The organism is Brevundimonas staleyi (assembly GCF_041893865.1).
GTDB lineage: Bacteria > Pseudomonadota > Alphaproteobacteria > Caulobacterales > Caulobacteraceae > Brevundimonas > Brevundimonas staleyi.
The window spans coordinates 3734418-3750049 of the sequence record NZ_CP169082.1 but is presented as its reverse complement, the minus strand read 5'-3'; the positions used below and the strand labels follow the sequence as shown (position 1 = coordinate 3750049).

The 15632-nt window shown below is 67.7% G+C and carries 14 protein-coding genes; 8 read left to right on the top strand and 6 right to left on the bottom strand.

Features of this window, described 5'->3' with window-relative positions; all coding sequences use genetic code 11:
* The first annotated feature begins 21 nt into the window (after positions 1 to 21).
* Together trmD and rplS are read left to right on the top strand one after the other, a co-directional pair.
* A complete protein-coding gene (gene trmD, locus ACETK8_RS18820) occupies positions 22 to 747 on the top strand; it encodes a tRNA (guanosine(37)-N1)-methyltransferase TrmD (RefSeq protein ID WP_374037353.1) in 726 nt (241 codons plus the stop codon).
* Between the two features lie 4 nt (positions 748 to 751).
* A complete protein-coding gene (rplS, locus tag ACETK8_RS18815; RefSeq protein WP_374037352.1) occupies positions 752 to 1180 on the top strand; it encodes a 50S ribosomal protein L19 in 429 nt (142 codons plus the stop codon).
* A gap of 277 nt (positions 1181 to 1457) precedes the next feature.
* Here rplS and ACETK8_RS18810 read toward each other — a convergent pair whose 3' ends face one another.
* The 5 genes from ACETK8_RS18810 to kduI all read right to left on the bottom strand — a co-directional run bounded on the left by ACETK8_RS18810 (position 1458) and on the right by kduI (position 7177).
* A complete protein-coding gene (locus ACETK8_RS18810; RefSeq protein WP_374037351.1) occupies positions 1458 to 2612 on the bottom strand; it encodes an aldose epimerase family protein in 1155 nt (384 codons plus the stop codon).
* Positions 2612 to 4252 carry a pectate lyase gene (locus ACETK8_RS18805; protein ID WP_374037350.1) on the bottom strand — a complete coding sequence of 547 codons (1641 nt, stop codon included), beginning with the start codon at positions 4250 to 4252 and terminating at the stop codon, positions 2612 to 2614. The genes ACETK8_RS18810 and ACETK8_RS18805 overlap by 1 nt, the downstream gene beginning before the upstream one ends.
* A gap of 242 nt (positions 4253 to 4494) precedes the next feature.
* Entirely contained in the window at positions 4495 to 5505 is a 1011-nt protein-coding gene (locus ACETK8_RS18800) for a sugar kinase (protein WP_374037349.1), read from the bottom strand.
* A gap of 72 nt (positions 5506 to 5577) precedes the next feature.
* Entirely contained in the window at positions 5578 to 6336 is a 759-nt protein-coding gene (gene kduD / locus ACETK8_RS18795) for a 2-dehydro-3-deoxy-D-gluconate 5-dehydrogenase KduD (protein ID WP_374037348.1), read from the bottom strand.
* Positions 6337 to 6343: 7 nt separating this feature from the next.
* Positions 6344 to 7177 carry a 5-dehydro-4-deoxy-D-glucuronate isomerase gene (gene kduI / locus ACETK8_RS18790; protein ID WP_374037347.1) on the bottom strand — a complete coding sequence of 278 codons (834 nt, stop codon included), beginning with the start codon at positions 7175 to 7177 and terminating at the stop codon, positions 6344 to 6346.
* Positions 7178 to 7297: 120 nt separating this feature from the next.
* On the opposite strand from kduI, the gene ACETK8_RS18785 reads away from it, so the two are divergent.
* Positions 7298 to 7957, top strand: coding sequence for an RpiB/LacA/LacB family sugar-phosphate isomerase (locus ACETK8_RS18785; protein WP_374037346.1), 660 nt, complete (start codon positions 7298 to 7300; stop codon positions 7955 to 7957).
* Positions 7958 to 8126: 169 nt separating this feature from the next.
* Here the strand turns inward: ACETK8_RS18785 and ACETK8_RS18780 are convergent, their stop codons facing one another.
* Positions 8127 to 9185: a LacI family DNA-binding transcriptional regulator gene (locus ACETK8_RS18780; protein ID WP_374037345.1), complete on the bottom strand. Its 1059-nt coding sequence runs from the start codon at positions 9183 to 9185 to the stop codon at positions 8127 to 8129.
* A 148-nt stretch (positions 9186 to 9333) separates the two neighbouring features.
* On the opposite strand from ACETK8_RS18780, the gene ACETK8_RS18775 reads away from it, so the two are divergent.
* The 5 genes from ACETK8_RS18775 (at position 9334) to scpA (ending at position 15319) form a co-directional block, all read left to right on the top strand.
* The gene (locus ACETK8_RS18775; protein ID WP_374037344.1) at positions 9334 to 9504 is read left to right on the top strand and encodes a hypothetical protein; all 171 of its coding nucleotides are present in this window, start codon (positions 9334 to 9336) and stop codon (positions 9502 to 9504) included.
* 31 nt (positions 9505 to 9535) lie between these two features.
* Positions 9536 to 10348: a 2-keto-4-pentenoate hydratase gene (locus tag ACETK8_RS18770; RefSeq protein WP_374037343.1), complete on the top strand. Its 813-nt coding sequence runs from the start codon at positions 9536 to 9538 to the stop codon at positions 10346 to 10348.
* Between the two features lie 78 nt (positions 10349 to 10426).
* Positions 10427 to 11716 carry an MFS transporter gene (locus ACETK8_RS18765; RefSeq protein ID WP_374037342.1) on the top strand — a complete coding sequence of 430 codons (1290 nt, stop codon included), beginning with the start codon at positions 10427 to 10429 and terminating at the stop codon, positions 11714 to 11716.
* A gap of 73 nt (positions 11717 to 11789) precedes the next feature.
* Positions 11790 to 13178, top strand: coding sequence for a methylmalonyl-CoA mutase family protein (locus tag ACETK8_RS18760; RefSeq protein ID WP_374037341.1), 1389 nt, complete (start codon positions 11790 to 11792; stop codon positions 13176 to 13178).
* Positions 13175 to 15319, top strand: coding sequence for a methylmalonyl-CoA mutase (scpA, locus tag ACETK8_RS18755; protein ID WP_374037340.1), 2145 nt, complete (start codon positions 13175 to 13177; stop codon positions 15317 to 15319). Before ACETK8_RS18760 ends, scpA begins: the two co-directional genes overlap by 4 nt.
* Positions 15320 to 15632: the final 313 nt, after the last annotated feature.

The following is a 15632-nucleotide window of genomic DNA, read 5'->3' as shown; positions in this document are numbered from 1 at the left end:
TATCGGGTATGAGCCGCCGCCATGCCCTTCACCGCCACCGTCCTGACCATGTTCCCCGAGGCCTTTCCGGGCCCGCTCGGCGTTTCGCTGATCGGGACGGCGCAGTCCGAGAAGGGCCTCTGGAAGCTTGAAACCCTTGACATTCGGGCCTTCAGCGAGGATAGGCGCGGCTTCCTCGACGACACCCCTGCGGGTGGCGGCCCGGGACAGGTGCTGAAAGCGGACGTGGTGGCCAGGGCCTTAGACAGCCTGGAAGGCCCGCCCCGGCCGCTTTTGTACATGAGCGCACGCGGTCGACCCCTGACGCAGGCGCGAGTGAAGGAATGGGCCAGGGCGGACGGCATCGTCGTTCTCTGCGGTCGGTTCGAGGGGGTGGACCAGCGGGTGCTCGACGCCCGCGGGTTCGAGGAGGTCTCCGTCGGAGACGCGGTCCTGGCCGGTGGCGAGGCGGCGGCGATGGTGGCGATCGAGGCGTGCGTACGACTGATCCCCGGAGTGCTCGGTGCGGCGGAAAGCCTGTCGTCCGAGAGTTTCGAGGACGGTCTTCTGGAGCATCCGCAGTTCACGCGACCGCGGACGTTCGAGGGGATCGACATTCCCGAGGTGCTTCTGTCGGGCGATCACAAGAAGATCGCTCAGTGGCGTGAGGCGCAGCGGGAAATCACCACGCGGGAGCGGCGGCCGGACCTCTGGGCGCAGCACACCGCCAAATCACAGCTAAAGGGCGCAAAAGCCCGAGGAGAATAAGACTATGGCCAACATCCTTCAGACGCTCGAAGCCGAAGAAAAAGCCCGCCTGATCGAGACCCGCGCGATCCCCGACTTCCAGCCGGGCGACACCCTGCGCGTCATGGTGAAGATCAAGGAAGGCGAGCGCGAGCGCGTCCAGGCCTTCGAAGGCGTCTGCATCGCCCGTGACGGCGGCAGCGTCAACGAGACCTTCACCGTCCGCAAGATCTCGTTCGGCGAAGGCGTCGAGCGCAAATTCCCCATTCTGTCGCCGAACATCGAGTCGATCGAAGTGAAGCGCCGCGGCATCGTGCGCCGCGCCAAGCTGTACTACCTGCGCGACCGCCGCGGTAAGTCGGCCCGTATCGCCGAACGCCAGACCGTCCGCCCCGCCAAGGGCGCCCAGGTTCCGGTCACCGGCTCGGCCGAGAAGGCCGGCGACGAGGCGTAAGCCTTACTCGCAGAGTGATTTGAAGAGGGCGCGGCCAGCGATGGTCGCGCCTTTTTTCATTCTTCCCTTCTCCCCTTGCGGGTCGACGAAGGATCGCATGCGATCCGAGGAGGGGTGGCTGAGCGAAGCGAAGTCGGATGAGGGGTACGAAGACGCGAGCACGGTGCTGCGGATGGACGGCCCACCGGCGACAGGGAGTTTCACCCCTCACCCGATCGCGCCAGGACGATCGCTGCGCTCTCGTGCGCGATCTCCCTCTCCCGCAAGGGGAGAGGGGCTATGAGGCCGAAAACCGGAACTCGGTCCGCGACGTGAAGGTCTCTCCCGGCCTCAGAATCGTCGTCGGAAACTGCGGGCGGTTGGGGCTGTTCTGATAGTGCTGGGTCTCCAGCGCGACCCCGCAGTGAGGGTGATAGGGGACCCCGCCGCGCCCGATCATCTCCACCGGATTGGCCGTGTAGACGTGCAGGGCCGGCTCGGTGGTCCAGACCTCCAGCGACCGCCCGCTGAAGCCGTCCGACAGCCGCCCGGCTCGGCGCAGACCCTGGCCCCGCACCGCGAAGGAGTGGTCGTAGCCGCCGCCGATCCGCAGTTGCTCGTTCGCCTCGAACAGGTCCCGGCCGATGGGCTTGGCGGTGCGGAAATCGAAGGGCGTGCCGGCGACCGGCGTCAGCGCTCCGGTGACGATCTTGTCGGGCGCATAGGCGGCGAAGGCGTCGGCCTCGATCTGGAGGTCGTGGTCGAGGATCAGCCGCTCGGGATCGCCCGACAGGTTGAAGTAGGAATGGTTGGTGGGGTTAAGCACCGTCGCCCGGTCGGTCAGGGCCAGGTAGTCGAGGATCAGCCGGTCGTCGTGGGTCAGCCGGTAGGTGACCGAGATCGTCAGCTGTCCCGGAAAGCCCTGATCCCCGTCCGCGCTGACCAGGGTCAGGACCACGCCCGGCCCCTCGTCGGTCAGATCCGGACGGCCGAGCCAATTTCGCTTGGCGAACCCGACAGGCCCGCCGTGGGTCGAGTGTGGGCCTGAACCGACATCAAGCTGGACCTCGCGCCCGTCCAGTTCGAACCGGCCGCCTTCGATCCGTCCGGCGTAGCGCCCCACGGTCGAGCCGAAGTTGCGACTGCGCTCGATGTAGTCGGCGAGGGCGTCCAGCCCCAGCACCACCTCGGCCATGTGTCCGTCGCGGTCGGGGACCTTCAGCGACTGCAGGATGCCGCCCCAGGTCATGACCCGCGCCTGGGAGCCCTTCGCATTGGTAAGGGTGAACATCGTCACCGTCTGCCCGTCCGGCAGCGTGCCCCACGGCTTCTGCTCCACCGGCTCGGTCCCCATGAAGGGGAGGGACGGCATCGCCATGCGGGGCAGGCCGCCGCACCCCCCCAGAGGCGTCGCCGCCAGTCCGGTCAGAAGGGTGCGGCGGTCCAGGCGCATCAGGCGGCCGGCGCGGCCAGGGCCTCGATCAGGTCGCCGAGGTTGCGGACGAAGACCTCGGTCGAGACGCACTCCACCGGGAAGTCGGTGTTGTAGGGCGAGGTGTCCCACAGGTCGCCGACGCGGGTCGTCTGGTACTCCCCGCCCGTGACCGCCTCGGGCGACGGGCCGCGATAGGGGTTGGAGGTCGTCGTCAGCGGAGAGGGCCAGTAGCCGCGCGCATTGAGCCCGGCCGCCAGTTCCGCCGCCCGGCCCGCCGCGACGGGGCGCGGACGCCGTCCGTCGGTCGACATGTCCCAGACCCCGACGTCCTTCAGGGTGAAGTATTTGGGCAGTTTGAACGTCCCGGCCCGCGCCTTCAGCGGCGAGGCGGCGATCAGGGCGGCCGGGTCCAGGGCGGCGGCCTCCTCGTATTCGCGACGGATTGCGGCGGTGTCCAGGTTCCGGAACGAGCCGTAGTGGACGATCAGGTTCGTCGGGTTGTCGTCGGCGTAGTAGTGGCCGTTGCGAATGTTGGACCCGCGCCGGTGGATATAGACCGGGGTGTTCGAGCCCTCGAGGATGAAGGTCGGATGGGTCCGGCCCGGCGCGATCAGGTTCTGGGGCGTCCGAACCTGATCCAGCCAGTCCAGGGCTTCCGGTAGGCGGGCCAGATATTTGCGGTCGCCGGTCAGTTTGTAGAAGCCGATCATCGAACGGATGTTGGTCGCCGTCGTGTGGGTGGCGAAGGCCTGGGGCTCGATGGTGCGCGCGGGGGCCGGCTTCAGGGTGTCGGGGAAATGCTGCAGGCCCCAGGCCGGCTGGGGCATCGGTTGCTGGGTGGCGATGAAGATGTCCATGCCGCGCTGGATGGCGTCGACCAGACGGCGGTCGTTCGAGCCCAGCGCCTGATGGGCGTAGAGCAGGAACTCGATGTTCTCGCCCGCCACGTCGTCGTTGAAGGTGATGTAGGGAGTGTAGTCGGGGTTGCCGTGCAGGCCGCCGTTGCCTTCCACGAACGGGAAGCGCTGGGGCCAGCCGCCGTTCGGGTATTGGGCGTCCAGGACGAACTGGATCGCCTTGTCGAGCGGCGCCCGATACTTCCGCTCGCGCTTCTCCAGATAGACGCGCAGCAGCAGTTGCGACGCCTCGGCCGTGCCCGCGTCGTCGAAGGTGGCGTTGCCGTAGTAGTGCTGGAATTCCTCCAGCCGCCAGGCGTTGCCGCCGACCTCGTCATACCATTTGCGGAGCGACGCCTCGCCCGCCGTGTCGATGACGTAGTTCCAGCCGCCGCGCGGATGTTGGCCGGCGATCAGGGCGTCGGCGGCGGACTTGGCGGCGTCGTAGAACTGTTCGTCGCCGGTGGCGTGATAGGCGTCAAGGAAGGCGTGGCCCATCGTCGCCGTGCCCGGAGGCTGGACCCAGATCATCGTCGGGTTGGCTTCCAGCTCGCCCCAGCGGCGCGAGAAGTCGGGCAGGACGTTCCACACATACCCGCCGCCCACCGCGACCTCGTCGGTCATGAAGGCGGTCGCCCGCTTCATGGTGGCGATGATGGCGGCGCGGTCGGCTGCGCCTTGCGCGAAGACAGGGGTGGCGGCCAGCGCGGTCAGTGCGGCGCCTCCGGCCAGAACGGCGCGGCGCGACAGGGTCGGCGACATGAAGAACTCCGGTGTTTCCCAAGACAGACACGCCGGATCTTTCGCCCGGTCGCGTGCGATCAAAGCACTTCTGACACCGGTTTCCTAGTCGTTCCCTGTCGTCATCCTCGGACTTGATCCGAGGATCGGACGCTGTCCACGCGGGCATGAACAAGGGCACACCACGGCGGTGCGCCTCTTCGTCGTTTCAGACCCGGAACTGCCGATCCTCGGATCAAGTCCGAGGATGACGGCGTCTGGGGCTATCGCTTGATGTCGAAGCCGTCGGCGGCCATGGCCGCGCGGACCTGAGCCTCGTCAAACAGGTTGAAATCGCCGGGCACCGAGTGTTTCAAGCCCGCCGCCGCCAGACCGAAGGCCAGGGCCTCATCGTTCGACCAGCCCTTGTAGACGCCGAACAGGACGCCCGAGGCAAAGGCGTCGCCGCCGCCGACCCGGTCCACCACCCCGGTCAGGGCGATAGGCGCCGCGTGATGCTCGCCGTCGCGGGTGATCATGACGGCCGACAGGGTCTGGTCGTCCACGCTGTCGTTGACCCGCAGGGTGCAGCAGATCCGCTCCAGCGTCGGCCATTTGGCGAAGGCGGCTTTCGCGGCCAGACGACGACGCTCGGCCGGATCGGCGTGGTCGAACTTCGTCCCCAGGACCAGGGCGAAGTCGCGGTCGTCAGCGAAGGCCAGGCTGGCGCCCGCCAGCATCTTGCCGAGCGTCCCCGGAGGATCGCCGGCCCATTCGGACCACAGCTTGCCGCGGAAATTGCCGTCGAAGCTGACCTTCACGCCCGCCGCCACGGCCGCCTCGACGACCTTCACGGCCGCCGCCGAGCCGTTCGGCCCCGTCGCCGGGGTCACGCCCGACAGGTGCAGCCACTCCACGCCGTCCAGCAGCGTGGACCAGTCCAGGGCGCCGTCCACATGTTCGACGAAGGCCGAACCGGCGCGATCGTAGAGGACTTCGGACGGACGCCGCACGGCGCCTGGCGTCAGGAAATAGAGGCCCATCCGACCGGGGCGGAAGGCGATGCCGCGCGTATCGACGCCGTGCTTCCTCACCTCGTCGCGGGCGGCGTGGCCGAGCGTATTGTCCGGCAGGACGGTCGCCATCTTCGCCTCGGCCCCGAACCGGGCCAGGGACACGGCCACATTGGCCTCGGCGCCGCCCGGACGCACGGTCAGGCCGGGCGACTGCATCAGCAGTTCGTCGTTGTTGGGCGTGAGACGCAGCAGCATCTCGCCGAAGCATAGAATGGTCATGCCGTAACGCTTACGCGGTGAGGACGAGGAATGTCAGCGGTTTTCCGCCGAGGCCGCTCCTCACAATGTGCTTCAGCGGGCCAGCCAGCCGCCGTCGACGGGCAGGGTGATGCCCTGGACGTAGTCCGACGCCGCCGAGGACAGGAAGACCGCCGCCCCGCCGATGTCCGACGGCTGGCCCCAGCGCCCGGCCGGGATACGGCCCAGGATCTCCTTCGACCGCACCGGGTCGTCCTGCAGCGCCTGGGTGTTGTCGGTGGCGAAATAGCCGGGCGCGATGGCGTTGGCGTTGACGCCGTGCTTGGCCCACTCGTTGGCCATCAGCTTGGTCAGGCCCGCCACGCCCGACTTGGACGCGGTGTAGGACGGCACCCGGATCCCGCCCTGGTAAGACAGCATCGAGGCGGTGTTGATGATCTTGCCGCGACGGCCGCCGGCGATCATGTCGCGCACCACGGCCTGCGAGAGGAAGAAGACCGACTTCAGGTTGACGTTCATGACGTCGTCCCAGTCTTCTTCGGTGAAGTCGACGGCGTCGGCGCGGCGGATGATGCCGGCGTTGTTGACCAGGATGTCGATGGGGCCGAGGCCTGCGGTCGCTTCCGAGACGATGCGCTCGATCGGCTCCATGGAGCCGAGGTCGGCCTGGATCGAGATCGCCTTGACGCCCTTGGCCAGACACTGGCCGACCGTCTCGTCCGACGGACGGCGCGCGACCGAGGCGATGGAGGCGCCGGCGTCCGCGAGGGCCAGGGCGATGCCCTGACCGATGCCAGTGTTGCCGCCCGTGACGACGGCGACCTTGCCTTGCAGGCTGAACGGATTGGCCATGATGTCCCTACTTCAGTTCGCTGACGTCCAGGACGTCCATGTCGGTGTAGTCGATGTTCTCGCCGCCCATCGCCCAGATGAAGGCGTAGTTCGAAGTGCCGGCGCCCATGTGGATCGACCATGGCGGGCTGACCACGGCGTCGCCGTCGTTCATCAGGATGTGGCGCACCTTGTCCGGCTCGCCCATGAAATGGAACAGGCGGTTGGCCTCGCCCAGCTCGAAATAGAAATAGGCTTCGGAGCGGCGGTCGTGGGTGTGGGGCGGCATGGTGTTCCACACGCTGCCGGGCTTCAGCACCGTCAGACCCATGGCCAGCTGGCAGGACTTCACGGCGCCCGCGACGATGTATTGCCGGATGGTCCGCTCGTTGGAGGTCTCCAGCGCGCCGCGCTCCATCGACGGGGCCTGGTCCATGGCGATGTGCTGGATCGGATGGGCCGCATGGGCCGGGGTGGAGACCAGATAGAAGCGGGTCGCGCCCGAGAAGCTGACCTCGGCCGATCCCATGGGGATGTAGAGGCCGTCCTTGGGCTTCAGGGTGAAGCTCTGGCCGTCCACGGTGACGACGCCGTCGACCGCGCCCACGTTGATGGCGCCGAGTTCGCGCCGCTCCAGATAGGGCTGGCCTGCGGCCGAGGCCGGCTCGGTCTGTTTCGGCAGGCTGACGGATCCCGCGCCCGGCTCGGCCCCGCCGATCACCATCCGCTCATAGTGGGTGTAGTTCAGCCGCACCTCGCCCGGCGCGAACAGGTCGGTGATCAGATAGCGATCCCGCAGATCGTCATTGCTCGCCCCGACCATCGAATCCGGATGGGTGGCGTGATAGGTCTTGCGATACATGCGGCGATCCTCCCACCGGCGTTTGCGGTGCTTGGTAACCGGTGTCAAAACCAGATGCAAATGCTGCCGCGAGGGTGTAAGGCCCGCGCAATCCCACGAGACACGCCGAGAGGAAGCCCCATGAAAATCGCCCTGATCATCGAGAATAGCCAGGCCGCCAAGAGCGCCGTCATCCATGACGCCCTGAACGCCGTCGCCACGCCGCTGGGCCACGAGGTCTTCCACTACGGCATGTACGCGCCCGAGGATAAGGCCTCGCTGACCTACGTCATGAACGGTCTGCTGACCGGCATCCTGCTGAACTCGGGCGCCGCCGACTTCGTGGTCACCGGCTGCGGCACGGGCATGGGCTCGATGCTGGCCTCCAACGCGATGCCGGGCGTCTTCTGCGGCCTGGTCATCGACCCGACCGACGCCTTCCTGTTCGGCCAGATCAACGACGGCAACGCCATCTCCATGCCCTACGCCAAGGGCTTCGGCTGGGCCGCCGAGCTGAACCTGCAGGACGTCTATCGCAAGCTGTTCGAGGGCGAGCGTGGCCTGGGCTATCCCAAGGAGCGCGCCGAGATCATGGCCAAGAACCGCGGCATTCTGAAGAACCTCAAGGCCGTCACCTGCCACGACATGCTGACGGTTCTGAAGACCGTCGATCAGGACCTGCTGAAGGCGACCATCGCCGGCGAGAAGTTCCAGGAATACTTCTTCGCCAACGCCACGGACGCCGGCATCCGCGACTACATCAAGGGTCTGGTCGGCGCGAAGGTGGCGGAACCGGCTTAAGGCGTAGAGTTCTCCCTCCCCCTCGGGGGAGGGTGGCCGCGTAGCGGCCGGGTGGGGAGGGCAGAGCGACGCGGACACAGGTCTGTGGGGCCTTGCCTTGCCGCCCCCACCCGGTCTCCGCCTTCGGCTCCGACCACCCTCCCCCGCAGGGGGAGGGAGAAGGTCTATCTCAGAGAGTCGTCGCCGAATCCCGGACCACCAGCGAGGGGCGCACCTCCGGCTGGTTAAGCTTCGCCGGGTCCAGCCCGCGCATCGGCGCCAGAAGCTTCTCGGCCGCCATCCGCCCCATGTCGCGGATCGGCAGGCGGACCGAGGTCAGGTTCGGCCAGACCCGCGACGCCATCGGCAGGTCGTCGTAACCCACGACCGACAGATCCCTCGGGATCTCCAGCCCCATGTCACGGGCGACCTTGAACACGCCCAGCGCCATTTCATCGTTGCCGGTGAAGATGGCCGTCGGCGGCGGGTCGAGCGCGAGCAGGGTCTTGGCCGCCTCCACCCCCGATTCGAACGTATAGGCGCCCACGGCGACATAGCGGTCGTCCAGCGTGATGCCCTTCTCGGCCAGACCCTCGCGGAAGCCGCCGCCGCGCACCGCGCTGGAGCGGAACAGGGCAGGGCCCGAGATGAAGCCGATCCGGCTGTGGCCCAGATCGGCCAGATGGCGTCCGGCCTCGGCCGCGCCCAGATGGTCGTTCGTCACCAGCATCGACCCGGCCTCGTCCAGCGACACCGAGGCGATCCGCACATAGGGGCAGTCGAGTTCGCGCAAGACCTCGATCACCCGCTCGTCCTCGGACATCGACGGCGGCAGGATGACGCCGAACAGCTTCTGGCGCTCCACGAAGGCGCGGATGTCGGCGACCAGGGTCTCGGAGGATCGGACGCAGGGGTGGACGACCAGCTCCAGGCCAGAGCCGCGCAGGGCGTCCAGCACCCCCTGCTGCATGTTCACGACATAGTTCGGGCTGGGGTTGTCGTAGATCAGCCCGACCAGGAAGGACCGACGGAAGGCCAGACCCCGCGCCTGGGCGTCGGGTGTGAAGCCCAGTTCCTCGATGACCTGATTGACCCGGACGCGGGTTTCCTCGCGCACGAAGGGCGACTGGTTGATGACCCGCGACACCGTCTTCTTGGAGACCGCGGCGATGCGCGCCACGTCGTTGATCGTAGGCCGCTTTCCGGGCTTCAGCCCGCCGCGCGCGGATGTCGTATCGTCGTCGGTCAAGCTCGACCTCTCCCGGAGCCTGATTCACGGCATCAGTGGAATCGCTACGCGATTCCGCTGATGCCGTGAATCAGGCTCCAAAATTCAAAGCGAGAGCATGATTCACGCTTCATGTCAGACCCGCGTAGCGGGTCCACCTGAAACGATCATGCTCTGGTGGTCCGACCAGCCTTACAACCGCTCCGTCTGCGACGCCATGGCTACGGTTCGTGATGACACCGATGTCGGTAATAGCGTTGACACCGGTTTCCTTCCCCTTCAATCATCCCTGACCGACGAGAAGATCGGCTTCTGGCATACCTATCGGGACGGCGCGTGACGGGCATTCAACATCATTCGGCGGTCGTGGCATGAGCGCGGCGGACGCCCACAGCCTGACGGACGGCGTGTCGGACATCGCCGCGCGCTTCGTCGAGGCGCGCCTGTCGAAGACCGGCATGGCCGAATATCCCGGCCAGATCCCGCTCGACATGGCCACGGCCTATGCGACGCAGGAAGTCGCCATCAGCCTGTTCCCCGACGAGATCGTCGGCTGGAAGGTCGGCATGGTGCCCCCGGCGCAGCAACCGACGCTGGGCATTCACCGCCTGGCCGGCCCCATCTTCCGTCGCAACCTCTGGACCCCGTCGGCCGAGCCGACGCCGCTGCCGGAGATCGAGGGCGGGTTCGCCGCCGTCGAGGCCGAGTTCGTCGCCCGCATGGGCCCCGTCGATCCCGAAAAACTGGACTGGACGCTGGAAGAGGCGACCGCCGCCATCGCCGGCCTGCACATCGGCATCGAACTGGCCGGCAGTCCGCTGACCACCATCAACGACCTGGGTTCGGCCGTCGTCGCCTCGGACTTCGGCAACAACGGCGGCCTGATCCTGGGCGAGGAGATCGAGGACTGGGCCGCGCGTCTGGACGGCATCGAGGTGGAGACCCGCGTCGACGGCCAGGTCATCGGCACGGGGACGGCCAACTCCATCCCGCGCGGCATTCTGGAATCGGTCCGGTTCCTGCTCGAGAATCTGGCCCGTCGCGGACGGCCGGCGACGGAGGGAACGCTGGTTTCGACCGGCGCCGTCACCGGCGTTCACCGCGTCCACGCGGGATCCAGCTCCGTCTGCGCCTTCTCGGGCGTCGGCGAAATCCATTGCTCGGTCGTGAGGGCCGAGGCGTAGCATCAACAAGGTCGGGAATCCGTCGCGCCGCTTCAGGTGACAAGTCGGAACAGGACCGCAGAAGGAGGGAATGGGGTCATGACAGACGCCACTCAGGGGCAGGGGCCCATCAGCATCAAGGCCCCGTCGCCCGGTAAATATCGCTGGCTGGTGATGTGGCTGCTGTTCGCGGCCATGGTCATCAACTACGTCGACCGTCAGATGATCGGCTTCCTGAAGCCGCTGCTGTCGGACGAGTTCGGCTGGTCCGAGACCGACTATGCCGACATCGTCTTCTGGTTCCAGGCCTCCTACGCCCTGTTCTACGCGATCTGGGGCCGGATCATGGACAAGATCGGCGCCCGCTTCGGCCTGGGCATCGCCTTCGCCATCTGGCAGGTCGGTCACATCCTGCACGCCGGCGCGCGCGACCTGAACCAATTCATCATGGCCCGCATGGTTCTGGGCGTCGGCGAGGCCGGCGGCTTCCCGGGCGGCATCAAGGCGGTCACCGAGTGGTTCCCCAAGAAGGAACGTGCGCTCGCCACCGGCCTGTTCAACGCCGGCACCAACATCGGCGCCATCGTGACGCCCCTGATCGTGCCGGTCCTGGTCCTGGCCTTCGGCTGGCAGATGGCCTTCGTCATCACCGGTCTGCTCGGCCTGATCTGGCTGCCGATCTGGCTGATCCTGTACCGCAAGCCGCGCGAGACCAAGAAGCTGTCGGCCACCGAACTGGCCTATATCGAGCAGGACCCGGCCGACACCGTCGAGAAGGTGGGCTGGCTGAAGCTGCTGACGGTCAAGGAGACCTGGGCCTTCGCCCTGGGCAAATTCCTGATCGACCCGATCTGGTGGATGTTCCTGTTCTGGCTGCCCGACTTCCTGGGCAAGCAGTACGGCCTGGACCTGAAGACCTTCGGACCGCCGATCGTGGCCATCTACCTTCTGTCGGACGTCGGTTCGGTCGGTGGCGGCTGGCTGTCGTCGCGGATGATGCACCGGGGCGTCAGCCTGAACATGGCGCGGAAGCTGACCATGCTGATCTGCGCCCTTCTGGCCGTGCCGGTCATGTTCGCCGCCTTCGCCTCGAACCTGTGGATCGCGGTCCTGATCATCGGCATCGCCACGGCGGCGCACCAGGGCTTCTCGGCCAACCTCTACGCCCTGCCTGGCGACGTCTTCCCGCGCTCCGCGGTGGGGTCGGTCGTCGGCATCGGCGGCATGCTGGGCGGCATCGGCGGCATGGTGTTCTCGAAATACACCGGCCAGGTGCTGGAGCAGATCGGCTCCTACACCCCGATCTTCGTGGTGGCGGGCTCGGTCTATCTGATCGCCCTCTTGGTCGTTCACCTGCTGTCGCCGAAGTACGCGCCGGCCAAGGTCTGACGATCCATCGAGACGCTGGACGGACGGGGGCGGGAGTCGCATTAAGCGACTCCCGCCCTTTTTTGGAGTCCCCATGTCCAAGGCCTTCCCCATCCCGTCGCCCGCCGACTGGCGCGCCGAGGCGGAGAAGGCGCTGAAGGGCAAGCCTCTGGAAGGCCTCGTCCATCTGGACGCCGACCACCTGACCATCCGGCCGCTCTACGCTCGCGCCAATGCGACGGAGGCCGTGTTCGCCCCGCGCGCCTCCGACGCCGACGGCCGGGCCTGGGACCTGCGGACCCAGGTCGAGGGCGACGATCCCGAAGCCGTCAACGCCGCCGTGATGGCCGACCTGGAAGGCGGCGCCGCCTCGGTGATCCTGTCGGGCGCCGTGCTGGCCGATTCCGAACCGCTGGGCCGTGCGCTCGAAGGCGTGGCTCTCGAACTGGCGCCGGTCGCGCTGGACGCCGGTCTCGACGGTCCCGACGCCGCCAACGCCCTGGCTGTCGTCGCCAAGGGTTCGCCGCGCGCCAAGCTGCGCTTCCACATGGACCCGCTGACGGCCTTCGCCGCCACGGGCGGATCGCCCCGCACCATCGAGGAACACCTCAGCCTCGCCGCCAATACCGCTGCGCGCCACGCCGGCGCCTATCCCGACGCGACCTTCTTCCTCGCCACCGGCCGCGCCGCGCACGAGGCCGGAGCCTCCGCCGGTCAGGAACTGGGCTTCGCCGTCGCCTCGGCCGTCGCGCTCCTGAACGCCGCCGTCGAGGCCGGCCTGCCCATCGAGCGGGCGCTGGCCGGAACCGTTCTGGGCGTCAGCGTCGACGCCGAATATTTCGACAGCCTGGCCAAGGTCCGCGCGCTGCGTCTCATCTGGCGTTCGATCTGCGCCGCCCATGGCCACGACGTGCCTGCGGTCATCGAGGCCCGGTCCTCGCGCCGGATGCTGGCGGCCAAGGACCCCTGGCCCAACCTGTTGCGCCTGACCGCCGCCGGGTTCGCCGGGGCCGTGGGCGGCGCCGACGCCGTGGTGCTGGACGGCTTCAGCCGCGCGCAAGGGAGGCCCGACGCCTTCGCCCGTCGTCAGGCCCGCAACACCCAGCTTATCCTGATGGAAGAGGCGCACCTGGGCCGCGTCGCCGATCCGGCCGCCGGCTCCTGGTTCCTCGATCACCGCACCCGCGACCTGGCCGAAGCCGGCTGGGCTGAGTTCCGGCGCATCGAACGCGAGGGTGGTCTCGTCGCCTCCCTGCGCGGCGGCGCCCTCCAACAGCGCATCCTCGCCGCGCGCACGACCGGCAAACAGAAACTCGCCGACGGCGCTGTCCATCTGGTCGGGGTCACCAAGTTCGTCGATGCCGACGTCCGCTCCGTGTCGGTCGAGGCGGCTCCCGCCTCCGCCCTGGCCGCAAACGGCGACCGCTGCCCGCCCCTGACCCCGCTCCGCTGGTCCGAAGCCTTCGAGGGAGACGCGGCATGACCCGGCCCGATTTCACCAAGGCCGCCCTGGACCTGTCGCCGCTCGACGGCGTCCTCGACCGCGCCCCCGTCCGCACGCCCGAGGGCATCGAGATCTCCGCGTCCTACGACGCCGCCGCCATCGCCGCGCTGGACTTCACCGACGGCCTGCCGGGCTTCGCGCCCTTCGTGCGCGGCCCCTATCCGACCATGTATGCGGGCAACCCGTGGACCGTCCGCCAGTACGCCGGCTTCTCCACCGCCGAGGCGTCGAACGCCTTCTATCGCCGCAACCTCGCGGCGGGTCAGAAGGGGCTTTCCATCGCCTTCGACCTGGCCACCCACCGGGGCTACGATTCCGACCATCCGCGTGTGGCCGGTGACGTCGGCATGGCGGGGGTGGCCATCGACAGCATCCTCGACATGCGGACCCTGTTCGACGGCATCCCGCTGGATCAGATGTCGGTCTCGATGACCATGAACGGCGCCGTCCTGCCGATCCTGGCCCTCTACGTCGTCGCGGCAGAGGAACAGGGGGTCGAGCACAAGGCCCTGACCGGGACCATCCAGAACGACATCCTCAAGGAGTTCATGGTCCGGAACACCTACATCTATCCGCCGGGCCCCTCGATGCGGATCATCGCCGACATCTTCGCCTGGACGGCCGAGGAGACGCCGAAGTTCAACTCCATCTCCATCTCCGGCTACCACATGCAGGAAGCCGGAGCCTCGGCCGATCTGGAGCTGGCCTACACCCTGTCGGACGGTCTGGAATACATCCGCGCGGGCGTCGCGGCGGGCATGGACGTGGACCGGTTCGCGCCGCGCCTCAGCTTCTTCTGGGCCATCGGCATGGACTATTTCATGGAGGTGGCGAAGCTCCGCGCCGGACGCCTCCTGTGGGCCGAGGCGGTCCAGGCCGAGTTCGCGCCCAAGGATCAACGCAGCCTGTCTCTCCGCGCCCACTGCCAGACCTCCGGCTGGTCGCTGGCGGCCCAGGACGTGTTCAACAACGTGCCCCGGACCATGGTCGAGGCGATGGCGGCGGCCGGCGGCCAGACCCAGTCCCTGCACACCAACTCGCTGGACGAGGCCTTGGCCCTGCCGACCGACTTCTCGGCCCGGATCGCGCGCAACACCCAGCTGCTTCTCCAGATGGAGACGGGCCTGACCAAGGTCATCGACCCCTGGGGCGGCAGCTTCTACGTCGAGCGCCTGACCCACGAATTGGCCGAACGCGCCCGCGCCCACATGGCCGAGGTCCGCGAGCTGGGCGGCATGGCCAAGGCCATCGAGGCCGGGGTCCCCAAGCTCCGCATCGAGGAATCCGCCGCCCGCACCCAGGCCCGGATCGACACGGGCCAGCAGACCGTGGTCGGCGTGAACCGCTATCTGAACGACACGCCGGACGACATTCCGGTGCTGAAGGTCGACAACGCCGCCGTCCGCGAGGCCCAGATCGCCAAGCTGCAAAAGCTGCGCGCCGAACGCGATGAGGCGAAGACGCAAGCTGCCCTCGACGCCCTGACCGAGGGGGCGAAGGGCAACGAGAACCTGCTGGAACTCTGCGTCCGCGCCGCCCGCGCCCACGCCACGGTCGGCGAGATGTCCGACGCGCTGGAGGCCGCCTTCGGCCGCCACGTCGCCTCGGTGAAGACCGTCTCCGGCGTCTACGGCCGCGAGGCCGGCAAGGATGCGAAGATCTCCCGCGCTCGCGACATGGTCGCCGCCTTCGTCGAGAACGACGGGGGCCCGCCCCGCATCCTGATCGCCAAGCTCGGTCAGGACGGCCACGACCGCGGCCAGAAGGTCGTCGCCACCGCCTATGGCGATCTGGGCCTTGAGGCCACCGCCGGCCCCCTGTTCCAGACGCCGGAAGAAGCCGCGCGCGATGCCGTCGCCAACAATGTCCACGTCGTCGGGGCCTCTTCCCTGGCGGCGGGCCACCTGACGCTGGTGCCCGCCCTCAAGGCCGAGCTGGAGAAGCTGGGCCGTCCGGACATCATGATCACCGTCGGCGGCGTCATTCCGCCGGACGACGTCCAGACCCTGATCGATATGGGCGCGGCCGCCGTCTACCCGCCCGGCTCCGTCATCGCCGACACGGCCATCGATCTGGTCGAAAAGCTGAACCAGCGCCTCGGCTACGCCCAGAAGGGTTAGGTCCAATCGACATTTACGATTTCCCCGTGCACGCCAGCCTTCGCTGAAGTGCACGGGCGAAGCCGGGGGTGGAGTTGGCAAAGCATCCCCGGAATTCGCCAACGATTCCAACGCCCCGACCTTCCGAAAGCCCTTTTCCTTAACGCCCCTCGAAACGGCCCCATACTGATCCGTTTCACAGGAGGGGTTAAGTCATGAAGCCATGGACGATCCGAACGCTTCGGACTCTTCGGACGCTTCGGACGGTGTTTTGGAGTCCGGATACTCAGCTCAGCCATCACACCCATGCACCCCAGCCTTTGCTGGGGTGGAC

Coding starts and splice junctions, on each gene's coding strand:
- trmD (WP_374037353.1), top strand. CDS start 22: ATGCCCTTCACCGCCACCGTCCTGACCATGTTCCCCGAGGCCTTTCCG.
- rplS (WP_374037352.1), top strand. CDS start 752: ATGGCCAACATCCTTCAGACGCTCGAAGCCGAAGAAAAAGCCCGCCTG.
- ACETK8_RS18810 (WP_374037351.1), bottom strand. CDS start 2,612: ATGCGCCTGGACCGCCGCACCCTTCTGACCGGACTGGCGGCGACGCCT.
- ACETK8_RS18805 (WP_374037350.1), bottom strand. CDS start 4,252: ATGTCGCCGACCCTGTCGCGCCGCGCCGTTCTGGCCGGAGGCGCCGCA.
- ACETK8_RS18800 (WP_374037349.1), bottom strand. CDS start 5,505: ATGACCATTCTATGCTTCGGCGAGATGCTGCTGCGTCTCACGCCCAAC.
- kduD (WP_374037348.1), bottom strand. CDS start 6,336: ATGGCCAATCCGTTCAGCCTGCAAGGCAAGGTCGCCGTCGTCACGGGC.
- kduI (WP_374037347.1), bottom strand. CDS start 7,177: ATGTATCGCAAGACCTATCACGCCACCCATCCGGATTCGATGGTCGGG.
- ACETK8_RS18785 (WP_374037346.1), top strand. CDS start 7,298: ATGAAAATCGCCCTGATCATCGAGAATAGCCAGGCCGCCAAGAGCGCC.
- ACETK8_RS18775 (WP_374037344.1), top strand. CDS start 9,334: ATGCTCTGGTGGTCCGACCAGCCTTACAACCGCTCCGTCTGCGACGCC.
- ACETK8_RS18770 (WP_374037343.1), top strand. CDS start 9,536: ATGAGCGCGGCGGACGCCCACAGCCTGACGGACGGCGTGTCGGACATC.
- ACETK8_RS18765 (WP_374037342.1), top strand. CDS start 10,427: ATGACAGACGCCACTCAGGGGCAGGGGCCCATCAGCATCAAGGCCCCG.
- ACETK8_RS18760 (WP_374037341.1), top strand. CDS start 11,790: ATGTCCAAGGCCTTCCCCATCCCGTCGCCCGCCGACTGGCGCGCCGAG.
- scpA (WP_374037340.1), top strand. CDS start 13,175: ATGACCCGGCCCGATTTCACCAAGGCCGCCCTGGACCTGTCGCCGCTC.